The following is an 11,985-nucleotide window of genomic DNA, read 5'->3' as shown; positions in this document are numbered from 1 at the left end:
TCTTTGATGCCACTGGAGATAAGAAACGCTATCAACCTGTCAGCATGTGGGTTACTCATTACTTCTCTTCCTTTAACCAACTATCCATAGCACGCAGCGACTCGTGAGCGGTGAGATCAACTTGCAGAGGCGTCATTGAAACTCGGCCATGCTCAATTGCATAAAAGTCCGTGCCCTCTCCTGCATCTTGCTCCTTTCCTGGTGGGCCTAACCAATAAATGTCATGGCCTCTCGGATCTTTCTGCTTGATCATATTCTCTGCGTGATGACGTGCACCTAAACGCGTAACTTCAATTTCACCTAAATTCTCTGATGGTAAGTCAGGCACGTTTACGTTCAGTAGACGATTCGTTGGAATCGGCGACGCTAAATGCTGTTGTACAATTTGACGTGCAATTTTAGCGGCGGATTCGAAATGTCGCTTACCCACTAGAGAAAAAGCCACCGACTGAACGCCAAGGAAATGACCTTCCATGGCGGCTGCTACTGTTCCAGAATAAAGAACATCATCACCCAAATTAGCGCCATGGTTGATTCCTGACAGAACAAGATCAGGCAAATCATCTTTCATTAGCTCATTCAGCGCGAAATGCACACAATCCGTGGGCGTGCCTTGCACTGAGTAGATATTTGGGGCAATTTCAGTCACGCGTAATGGTTGTTCTAATGTGAGTGAATTCGAAGCACCTGAACGATTTCGATCAGGTGCGACAATGGTCACTTCAGCGATATCTCTCAACTCATCAGCGAGGGCATGAATCCCTTGAGCATGAACACCATCATCATTGCTGATTAAGACCCTTAAGGGCTTCGGGTTTCGTGAATCCTGTTCCATTAGTATTCTCTTTCTACTTCAACCTCATTAACTAACTCACGAACAATAGAGGTCGCAAAAGATCCCGCATCCAGTGAGAAAGTCAGCGTAATGTTGTTACCTTCAACCGTCCAAGCTAAATCTTTTGGCTTCAGCGCAATATCGCGACGATCGTGGCGCATGCGATTACCACGAATCAGCGCCATGAGGTCAGGCTCTTCGTCTAAAAACGGTTGCTCTAATGCCAGAGCCTCGGCTTGAGTAGGCAGTGCATTATCGCCAGCAAGCGCAGCGGTAATTGCCGCTTCACCTTGTGCAAATTGTACTTGCAAATCAGTGATGTTGTTTGCATCAATCAACTGAGTGCCAGAATTCGTCTGTGCAATGTCACCATCAATGAACTTATCAAACACACCATTCTCTAGACGAGCTGAAACGATGCGGTTGAAAATCCACGAACGAGCCGCTGATAAATACATGCTGCGCTTGTTTTGATTGCGGGTACGAACGTTTTCGCGTCCCCATCGACGTGCTTCTTCAAGGTTGTTACCATCGTTACCAAAACGCTGACTACCAAAGTAGTTTGGCACGCCAACTTGTTTCACTTTTTCAAGACGTTGCTCTACATCCGCTATATCTGTCACTTCAGACAAAGTAACCACGAACTCGTTCCCTACTAGGTCACCAGGACGCAGTTTTTTATTGTGACGATCTGTTGCAAGGATTTCGATACTTGGGTATTGAGACAAAAACGCTGAAAAATCTGGCGTTTCACCTTTTGGTAAATGGACACTTAACCACTGTTCCGTCACCGCATGACGGTCTTTAAGACCCGCCCAGCTAACGTCTTTCGACTTAACACCACAGGCTTTTGCTAACTCGTTAGCAACGAAGCTGGTGTTCTCGCCCTTTTTACGGATACGAACCATTAAGTGCTCGCCTTCGCCCGTAAAGGCAAAACCTAAATCTTCGCGAACCTGAAAATGCTCTGGCTGCGCTTTAATTTTTGCCGATGCAACTGGCTTACCCGTTAGGTAAGCCAATGAAGATAAAATGTCTGACATGATGTGTTTCCGCTGATATCACAGCTTAGGGGAGCAAATTGCTAGTTATTGCTTAAACAGAAGTACAACGGCTTCCGTTGCAATGCCTTCTTTGCGTCCAGTAAAACCGAGACGTTCTGTCGTCGTCGCTTTTACGTTGATGTTACTAATGTCGGTTTCTAGGTCTTCGGCAATTGCCGCACACATTGCGTCAATGTGTGGTGCCATTTTAGGCGCTTGTGCCATGATGGTTACATCAGCATTGCCAAGACGGTAGCCTTGCTCTTTGACTCGACGGTAAACGTCTTTCAGTAATTCACGACTGTTTGCGCCTTTCCATTTATCATCCGTATCTGGGAAATGACGACCAATATCGCCGGCAGCAATCGCGCCCAGCAGAGCATCCGTTAACGCATGCAACGCTACATCGCCGTCTGAGTGTGCAATCAAACCTTGCTCATAAGGGATTGCTACACCACCAATAATGACTGGGCCTTCACCACCGAATTTATGTACATCGAAACCATGACCAATTCGAATCATTTTCTATCCTTTCTTTATTCGCCGCGCTCACGGCTTAGATAAAACTCGGCTAACGCGAGATCTTCTGGCTGAGTGATTTTTATATTGTTCGCATTCCCTTGAACTAAGGCTGGCTTCTCGCCTAACCATTCCAAAGCCGAGGCTTCATCGGTAATGGTTACACCCTGTTCTAATGCGTCAGCCAGTGCTTGAGTAAGCTGCTGAGTTTTAAACATTTGTGGAGTAAGTGCATGCCACAATGCTTCTCTATCTACCGTATGATCGATATCTTGTACTGCGTTTGCTCGCTTCATTGTATCTCTCACAGGAGATGCGAGAATGCCACCCGTTGAGTGGGCGCAGCAAACATCAATCAAACGGTCAATGTCGGATGTTAATACACATGGCCTCGCAGCGTCGTGGACTAATACCCACTCGCTTTCCAGATGCTCATTGACATAGTTTAGCCCTGATAACACAGAGTCTGCTCTTTCTTTACCACCAGCTACACGAATCACATCTGGGTGCTTAGCAATGGACAATTCTGGGTAATATGGGTCGCCGTCAGTAACGGCAACGACAACCTTAGAAATATTTGGGTGAGAAAGCAGTTTCTCTACGGTATGTTCCAGTACCGCTTTACCTTCGATCAATAAATATTGCTTAGGGCGATCTGCCTTCATTCTGCTCCCTACACCAGCAGCTGGCACAATTGCGATATGCGATGAGTTCATATCCAACATTTTAATGGTTTTCCTCACCTATAATGCGGTAAAAAGTCTCGCCATCTTTAACTAAACCGAGCTCATGACGCGCACGTTCTTCAATCGCATCAAGACCTTGCCTTAAGTCATCAATCTCAGCGAACATTTCATTGTTGCGAGCTTGTAGCTTGCTGTTCACTTGTTGCTGAACTTCAATTTCATCTTTTACTGTGTAGTAGTCAGACACTCCGTTTTTACCAAACCATAGAGTGTATTGAAGCAAGCCAAACAGTAGCGTAAGGGCTATAACAAAGATTCGCATATCGCTGCTAACATTCTGTACCGGAAGGAATTAGATAAGGAGACATATATAGCATAAATGCGAGGTTGCCTCTAGGGGAGAAAGGGAGACTCACACGCTCCTTACAAGAAATAAGCAGCAAAATGAAACAAAGAGACTTCTCTACTCTCTCCTTCCTCGTTCTATGGAATCACAAATGAACGTAAGCGAAAGACATCAAAAAGCAAAGCCTGTTCTCATATGTCAGATACAAAAACACCCCGCCAAAGCAGGGTGTTTCAAAAGCTTTAAGTTAAGCGGTTAATTCAATTAAGAATTAAGCTTGACCTTTAACTTCTTTAAGACCGTTGAAAGGAGCGCGATCACCTAGTGCTTCCTCGATACGGATTAGCTGGTTGTACTTAGCAACACGGTCAGAACGGCTCATAGAACCAGTTTTGATTTGACCTGCTGCTGTACCTACCGCTAGGTCAGCGATAGTTGCATCTTCAGTTTCGCCAGAACGGTGAGAGATTACTGCTGTGTAACCTGCGTCTTTAGCCATCTTGATTGCAGCTAGAGTCTCAGTTAGAGAACCGATTTGGTTGAACTTGATAAGGATAGAGTTAGCTACGCCTTTCTCGATACCTTCAGCAAGGATCTTAGTGTTAGTAACGAATAGATCGTCACCTACTAGTTGAAGCTTGTCACCTAGTAGTTCTGTTTGGTGCTTGAAGCCATCCCAGTCAGACTCGTCTAGACCGTCTTCGATAGAAACGATTGGGAATTGGTTAGCTAGCTCAGCTAGGTAGTGGTTGAACTCTTCAGAAGTGAAAGTTTTACCTTCGCCTTTCATGTTGTAGATGCCAGCTTCTTTGTCGAAGAACTCAGATGCAGCACAGTCCATAGCTAGAGTAACGTCTTTACCTAGTTCGTAACCAGCAGCTGCAACAGCTTCTGCGATAACTTCTAGAGCTTCAGCGTTAGATTTAAGGTTAGGAGCGAAACCACCTTCATCACCAACTGCAGTGCTGTAGCCTTTAGACTTAAGAACTTTAGCTAGGTTGTGGAATACTTCTGCACCGATACGTAGACCTTCTTTAAGAGTCTTAGCGCCAACTGGTTGGATCATGAACTCTTGGATGTCAACGTTGTTGTCTGCGTGCTCACCACCGTTGATGATGTTCATCATTGGTAGAGGCATAGAGAACTGACCTGCAGTGCCGTTTAGCTCAGCGATGTGCTCGTATAGAGGCATGCCTTTCGCAGCAGCAGCAGCTTTAGCGTTTGCTAGAGAAACAGCTAGGATAGCGTTAGCACCGAATTTAGATTTGTTTTCAGTGCCGTCTAGTTCGATCATTACTGCGTCGATTGCAGCTTGGTCTTTAGCGTCTTTGCCAACTAGAGCTTCAGCGATTGGGCCGTTTACAGCTTCAACTGCTTTAAGAACACCTTTACCTAGGAAACGTGCTTTGTCACCGTCACGTAGCTCAAGAGCTTCGCGAGAACCAGTAGATGCGCCAGATGGAGCTGCCGCCATACCTACGAAACCGCCTTCTAGGTGTACTTCAGCTTCTACAGTTGGGTTACCACGTGAGTCGATGATTTCACGACCTAGAACTTTAACGATCTTAGACATTAATGTTTCCTCTCGTTTCAAATATAAATGTCAATCTTAAAGGGCAGCAGCACAACCTTCGCCGCCGCCCGTATCCTTTTACTTCTCGAATTCGCCGCGTGCGTTTTGGCCCGCAGCCTTAACAAAACCTGCAAACAATGGATGTCCATCGCGAGGAGTCGAGGTGAATTCTGGGTGGAACTGAGCCGCTACAAACCATGGGTGAGCTGGGTTCTCAATCATTTCCACTAACTTCTTGTCCGCAGATAGACCTGATACTTTTAGGCCTGCTTTTTCGATTTGCGGACGAAGCACGTTATTCACTTCGTAACGGTGACGGTGACGTTCATGGATCGTCGCGCTACCGTACAGTTCACGAGCTTTAGTCCCTTTCTCTAGGTGACACAGCTGTGAACCAAGACGCATCGTACCGCCTAGGTCAGACTTTTCAGTACGCTCTTCTACGCTACCTGATTCGTCTACCCACTCTGTGATCAAACCTACCACAGGGTACTTAGTCTCTTTGTCAAATTCTGTTGAATGTGCACCTTCCATACCCGCAACGTTACGCGCGTATTCGATTAGTGCAACTTGCATACCCAAACAAATACCCAGGTAAGGCACGTTATTTTCACGTGCATATTGAGCCGCACGGATCTTGCCTTCAATACCACGATCGCCGAAGCCACCTGGTACTAGGATTGCGTCCAAACCTTCTAGAAGTTCAACGCCTTTTGTTTCGATATCTTGTGAGTCTACATACTTAATTGTGACGCTTAGGCGGTTTTTCAAGCCAGCGTGTTTAAGCGCTTCGTTCACAGATTTGTATGCATCTGGTAATTCAATGTATTTACCAACCATACCGATGGTTACTTCACCAGTAGGATTTGCTTCTTCGTAGATAACCTGTTCCCATTCAGAAAGGTCTGCTTCCGGAGCAGTAATACCAAAGCGAGCACACACAAGGTCATCTAGACCTTGAGATTTAATCAACTGAGGGATCTTGTAGATAGAGTCTACATCCTTCATTGAAATTACTGCTTTTTCTGGAACATTACAGAACAGTGCGATTTTTTTACGCTCATTCGCAGGAATAACGCGATCGCTACGGCAAACTAGGATATCTGGCTGAATACCGATAGATAGAAGTTCTTTTACAGAGTGTTGCGTCGGCTTAGTTTTCACTTCGCCCGCTGCCGCTAGGTAAGGAACAAGTGTTAGGTGCATGAACATTGCGCGCTCACGGCCTAGCTCAACAGCTAGCTGACGAATCGCTTCCATAAATGGTAGTGATTCGATATCACCAACAGTACCGCCAACTTCAACGATAGCCACATCATGGCCTTCAGAACCTGCAATAACGCGATCTTTGATTGCGTTAGTGATATGAGGGATAACTTGAATAGTTGCGCCTAGGTAGTCACCACGACGTTCTTTACGAAGTACGTCGGCATAAACACGACCTGCAGTGAAGTTGTTACGCTTGGTCATCTTGGTACGGATAAAACGCTCGTAGTGACCAAGGTCAAGGTCAGTCTCTGCGCCATCTTCTGTAACGAACACTTCACCGTGCTGAGTAGGGCTCATTGTGCCCGGGTCAACGTTGATGTAAGGGTCAAGCTTCATCATAGTCACTTTAAGACCACGAGCTTCTAGAATAGCCGCAAGAGATGCTGCTGCAATACCTTTACCTAGAGAGGATACAACCCCGCCAGTAACAAAAATGTAATTTGTCGTCATGTTTAACCTGAAATTGGTTGAATGAGGGAAATGGAGTGCTTCTGGACGGGAGATAAATATACCAGAAGCTCCTTACCGCCACAACGTGAAATCTATCACACCGTAATTTTTTATTTTTTGCTTCAAATCAAAGTGAGCAAAGACAAACCAAAGTCCGTTTTCGTGTAACCAAACAAGCTGACCTTATATTATGTATTCTGCCAGTTTACCTCTGCCTCGATTCTTCTTGTTTTACTTCATCCCAAAAATGGTCAAGTTCTGATAAAGAACAATCTGTAAGTACTTTGCCTGACTGCTGGACCTTGCCTTCAACTTGTTTAAAACGTCGCGCAAACTTTACGTTTGCTTTTCCTAGCGCGACTTCTGGGTTTTTATCAAGGTGGCGAGCCAAATTGACAGTCGCAAATAGCAAATCACCGAGCTCCAACTCAACTTTCTCTTCATCGGGCTGAACTTGCAGTGCCTCTTCCATGACTTCGTCAATTTCTTCTCGTACTTTATCGACAACCGGGCCAAGTGAATCCCAATCAAACCCAAATTTTGCACATTTTTTCTGAATTTTTGTAGCACGAGAAAGTGCAGGTAAAGAGTTTGGTATTGAGTCTAGGATACTTTCTTCCGCTTTGCCTACTAGGGCTTTTTCTTTTGCTTTTTCCGCTTCCCAGTTCGCGTTAATTTCCTCGTCAGATTCAAACTCAACATCTGAAAAAACGTGCGGGTGGCGACGAGTCAGTTTTTCGTTCACGGTTTCGACGACATCCGAAAAGTCAAACAGCTCTTGCTCTTTCGCTAGTTGACTGTAAAAAATCACCTGAAACAACAAATCCCCTAGCTCTTCTTTTAGATTGGGCCAATCTCGATTTTGAATCGCGTCCACCACTTCGTAGGTTTCTTCTATAGTATGCGGAACGATGGTGTCAAAGGTTTGTTTTAAGTCCCAAGGGCAACCATTTTCTGGGTCACGCAGCTTCGCCATGATTTGTTCTAACTGTTCAATTGGATGACTCATTTTTTGTTCCTTTAAACCTTTCTATTAAAGAAAAAGGTGAGCAGCCAAAACCACTCACCTTCTACATTATATTTTCTCAGCAGCTTTCACTAAGTAATTGTTACTTTGACAAGGCAACAAATTTTCGCGACTCCTGAGCATAGCTCGTCTATGTGATGCCCCTGAGCCGGCGCGTCGGAATAAGTGCAGCTAACGCAGATAAAAAGCCAAATATGACGCAAGTGTAACTCTGTAAATAGTTGAAGTTGTAGCTAGGCGACAAACAAACGAGACTCCATCACATGGTTCACCATGTGATGAGCCTGGGCCGGCACTCCGGAGTGCGTGCAGTCAACAACGCTACAACGATAACTATGACGAGAGTTTTAGCCGAGGCGTTTCACCGTCATGACATCCTTGATCTGTTCCACACGTTTCGAAACCCGCGAAAGCACCTCAATATTGGTGACTTCTAGGTCAAAGTCCATGATGGCAAGTTGACGTCTGTAGTCGACTCGGTTCTTCATACTGGTCACTTTGATCTTTTCGTTGGCGAACAGTGTCGTAATGTCTTTGAGTAGACCACCTCGCTCCATCGCTTCAACACGCACGGTGAGGATGTATGACCCCACAAAGCCGCTGCCCCAGACTGTATCGATGATGCGCTCTGGCGCATGATGGCGCAGTTCTTCTAGCTGTTCACAGTCACTACGGTGTACTGAAATCCCACGACCTTGCGTTATGTAACCAGAGATATCGTCACCTGGAATTGGCTGACAGCAACGTGCTAGATGTGTCATTAGGTTATCGACGCCTTCTACTACAACTGCGTCTTTTTTCGGTCGGCTTTGCGCGGGTGATTTATGCTCAGCTTCTTGCAGTTTTTCCAGTGCTTGCTGATCTTCTTCCTCTGCCGTTGGCTTGTTAACTAACGCGTTGATATGGTTAATTATTTGGTTGATACGCAAATCACCGCTACCTACACCAACATACAATTCATCTGGTGTTTTGACGTTAAACCGCTTGAGGGCGTAATGCTCTGCATCTTTTAACGTTGCGCCAATTTTGGCTAACTCATGCTCAAGGATTTCACGACCTGCTTCAAGGTTCTTCTCACGGCTTTGTTTTCGGAACCAGGCGTTAATTTTGGCACGCGCACGACCAGAATGAACGAAGCCTAATGATGGGTTTAACCAGTCACGTGATGGGTTAGGTTCTTTCTGAGTGATAATCTCGACTTGGTCACCCATATGTAATTTATGCGTGAACGGCACAATACGACCTCCGACTTTGGCACCGATACAACGGTGTCCCACTTCGGAGTGAATGTGATAGGCAAAATCTAGCGGCGTTGCCCCCATTGGCAAATCGACAACATCACCACGTGGTGTAAAGGCATAAACACGGTCATCAAAGACTTGGCTACGTAACTCATCGAGCATTTCGCCAGAGTCAGACATTTCTTCTTGCCAATCCAGTAGCTTACGCAGCCACGTGATCTTCTCATCATAACCGCTTCGGCTGCTTGCCCCTTCTTTATATTTCCAGTGCGCTGCAACACCCAGTTCCGACTCTTCATGCATTTGCTTGGTACGAATCTGGATCTCGATGGTTTTGCCTTCTGGCCCTAGAATTACTGTATGGATCGATTGATAACCGTTTGGTTTAGGGTTAGCAACGTAGTCATCAAACTCGCTCGGTAGGTGCTTGTATTTGGTGTGAACTACACCCAAAGCCGCGTAACAGTCTTGCAGTTTGTCTGCGATGATACGTACTGCTCGAACATCAAACAGCTCATCGAATGCCAAACTCTTCTTCTGCATTTTTCGCCAAATGCTGTAGATGTGCTTAGGTCGACCACTCACTTCGGCATTGATGCCCGACACTTCCATTTCGTGCGTGAGGTCTTCAACAAAGTCTTTGATGTACTGTTCACGAACGATGCGTCGCTCAGAAAGCTGTTTGGCAATTTGTTTGTAAGTTTCCGGTTGTTGGTAGCGGAAAGCGTAATCTTCAATTTCCCATTTCAGCTGACCGATGCCTAATCGGTTTGCTAGCGGCGCATAGATGTTGGCACACTCTTTTGCCGCCGCACGTCGAACTTCATCAGGCGCTTTTTTAACTTCAATAAGGTTACAAATTCGCTCCGCAAGCTTGATAACCACGCAGCGGAAGTCATCCACCATGGCAAGCAGCATGCGGCGTACGTTATCTACCTGAGATGACGCTGCACTGCCTTCCATGTTGACGTTGAGTTGGCCAATAGCAGCCATTTCTTCAACGCCGTCGATTAATTTTATGATTTCTTTGCTGTATTTCTCTTCCAGAATTTCTCTGTTAAAAGCACCACTTGAAACCAAAGGAAACAGTTGAGCAGCCACTAAAGTGGCTTGATCCATAGACAAGGTGATCAAAATTTCGATCATTTCTCGTCCACGCCACAACAACAGTTCTGCTTGCTCGTTATCAGCTAATACTGTCTGGCAATCTCGATATACTTCGATTAAGCGTGAGGCTGTGTTTTTCTCTTGTCCTAGGCTAGCCACCCAGTTTTCGAGTTCAAACTGTTCATCTTGGTTTAAATGCGCGCTTCTTACCGCAACCATCTCATCATCCTAATTATTATATTCGTGTGGTTTGACTAACACCGTCCAGGTTAGTTCTTTTTACCGCGCGTACACGCTGGCTTTATGACCACCCACCACAAATAAGGGGTCAAAGTCCTAAAGTTAGGACTTTTCAAACAATGCCATCGATTCTAGATGACTGGTATGAGGGAACATGTCCAGCATACCTAATTTCGTTAATTTATAGCCTTGCTCTATCAAGCTTTGACTATCCCTAGCAAGGGTAGCAGGATTACAAGAAACATAAACTACACGCTGTGCGCCAAGCTCAGAAACTTGATCGATGATCCCACTCGCTCCCGCGCGTGCTGGGTCTAATAATACTTTATCAAACCGCTCTGCGGCCCAGGCTTGGCCTTCAAAATCTTGCTCAAGGTTAGCGTGATAAAATTGCGCGTTATTGATTTGGTTCAAAGATGCATTGTTTGTGGCTTTTTCTACCATCTCTGCAACACCCTCTACTCCAACCACGTACTTAGCTAATTTCGCAACTGGTAAACTAAAGTTGCCTAAACCACAGAACAAATCTAACACTCGGTCACTCTTTTGTGGGTCTAACCACTCAACCGCTTGTTTGACCATTTGTTGGTTTACACCTTGGTTTACTTGAATAAAGTTATTTGGTGCAAAAGGGATTTTCACTCCAACTTCTTGATAAAAAGGCATATCGCCTTCGATAAGGTCTAATTGTTCTGTCGATGGCATTAAGTACAACGATGCGCCATGACGTTTTGCCAACTCCGTTAGAGATTGAGTTTCACTCGTTGTCAGAGCGCTCAAGTGGCGCAGCGTAATACACGGCCCATTATCACCAAGTACCAGCTCTACATGACCCAATTGTTCAGGCTTTTTGAACGCTTTTAGCGCTGAGTAAATCTCTGGCAGCAAAACATTCAGTTCCGGTGCCAGCACTGGGCAATCGGTCACTTGCGCAATTTGCTTACTCTGCTTTTTACGGAAACCAAAATGTAGCTGACGTGTTTTTTTATCAACAAACAAGCTCACTCTCGCACGGCGACGGTAGGCCTGCGAATATCCCAATAACGGGGCATCTAGTTCAATATCACTGCCTGAAAATTTTCGCATTAGCTGACGCAACGTTTGCTGTTTGTACGTCAATTGTTGGTCATAATCTAAATGCTGCAAATCACAGCCACCGCACTCATGATAATGTGGGCAAAATGGCTCCACACGAGCTTCACTCGGCTTAAGGATTTTAATCAACTTACCGCGAGCGTATTTGCTCTTTTCTTCCACCAATTGAGTGACCACCTCCTCACCCGGCAGTGCTCCATCAATAAACAATGGCTTCTTTTTGAGGTAAGCAATGCCTGCACCGTGGTGATCTAAACGCTCTACTTGCACTGCTTGGTGCCGAGTATTGAGTTGGGTTTTCTTTTTCGGTTGAAAGATGCGTGCCATGCTCTATGCCTGATTTATATGTAATTGCTCTTCGGCTTCACTATTCTTGATTGCAGCCGTTGTGTGATTCGAGTGACTTGATTATGCTTACCGTTTATTCGGTGACGTCACTTCTTTGCTCAAGGCTTTATCGTGCGCTTGAGAAATAATGCGTTATTTTCCCATATCCAGACTCCGATGTAATTAGATAACATGACCAGATATGGCTTACGAGCACGTGTAATTAC

General features: G+C 45.5%; 10 protein-coding genes. All 10 read right to left on the bottom strand.

Features of this window, described 5'->3' with window-relative positions:
* Positions 1-58: 58 nt before the first annotated feature.
* Complete coding sequence (gene surE / locus R8N46_RS23880) at positions 59-835, bottom strand: 5'/3'-nucleotidase SurE (protein ID WP_005380894.1); 777 nt, start codon at positions 833-835, stop codon at positions 59-61.
* Entirely contained in the window at positions 835-1,878 is a 1,044-nt protein-coding gene (gene truD, locus R8N46_RS23875) for a tRNA pseudouridine(13) synthase TruD (RefSeq protein WP_017633547.1), read from the bottom strand. The genes surE and truD overlap by 1 nt, the downstream gene beginning before the upstream one ends.
* Positions 1,879-1,923: 45 nt before the next feature.
* Complete coding sequence (gene ispF / locus R8N46_RS23870; protein WP_005380896.1) at positions 1,924-2,400, bottom strand: 2-C-methyl-D-erythritol 2,4-cyclodiphosphate synthase; 477 nt, start codon at positions 2,398-2,400, stop codon at positions 1,924-1,926.
* A gap of 14 nt (positions 2,401-2,414) precedes the next feature.
* On the bottom strand, positions 2,415-3,122 hold the full coding sequence (gene ispD / locus R8N46_RS23865; RefSeq protein WP_017633548.1) for a 2-C-methyl-D-erythritol 4-phosphate cytidylyltransferase: 708 nt from the start codon (positions 3,120-3,122) through the stop codon (positions 2,415-2,417).
* Between the two features lies 1 nt (position 3,123).
* Positions 3,124-3,405 carry a cell division protein FtsB gene (gene ftsB / locus R8N46_RS23860; RefSeq protein ID WP_005380907.1) on the bottom strand — a complete coding sequence of 94 codons (282 nt, stop codon included), beginning with the start codon at positions 3,403-3,405 and terminating at the stop codon, positions 3,124-3,126.
* 295 nt (positions 3,406-3,700) lie between these two features.
* On the bottom strand, positions 3,701-5,002 hold the full coding sequence (eno, locus tag R8N46_RS23855; protein ID WP_005380909.1) for a phosphopyruvate hydratase: 1,302 nt from the start codon (positions 5,000-5,002) through the stop codon (positions 3,701-3,703).
* Positions 5,003-5,080: 78 nt separating this feature from the next.
* On the bottom strand, positions 5,081-6,721 hold the full coding sequence (locus R8N46_RS23850; protein WP_065274849.1) for a CTP synthase: 1,641 nt from the start codon (positions 6,719-6,721) through the stop codon (positions 5,081-5,083).
* A gap of 205 nt (positions 6,722-6,926) precedes the next feature.
* Positions 6,927-7,730 (bottom strand): nucleoside triphosphate pyrophosphohydrolase, encoded by an 804-nt coding sequence (mazG, locus tag R8N46_RS23845; RefSeq protein WP_005383780.1) that lies wholly within the window; start codon positions 7,728-7,730, stop codon positions 6,927-6,929.
* Between the two features lie 365 nt (positions 7,731-8,095).
* Complete coding sequence (gene relA, locus R8N46_RS23840; protein WP_005380915.1) at positions 8,096-10,315, bottom strand: GTP diphosphokinase; 2,220 nt, start codon at positions 10,313-10,315, stop codon at positions 8,096-8,098.
* A 123-nt stretch (positions 10,316-10,438) separates the two neighbouring features.
* Complete coding sequence (gene rlmD, locus R8N46_RS23835) at positions 10,439-11,758, bottom strand: 23S rRNA (uracil(1939)-C(5))-methyltransferase RlmD (protein WP_025768846.1); 1,320 nt, start codon at positions 11,756-11,758, stop codon at positions 10,439-10,441.
* Positions 11,759-11,985: the final 227 nt, after the last annotated feature.

Source organism: Vibrio sp. 1874 (assembly GCF_033344395.1).
GTDB lineage: Bacteria > Pseudomonadota > Gammaproteobacteria > Enterobacterales > Vibrionaceae > Vibrio > Vibrio alginolyticus.
Note: the sequence above shows the minus strand (reverse complement) of the source record. Positions and strands in the feature narration are given on the sequence as shown.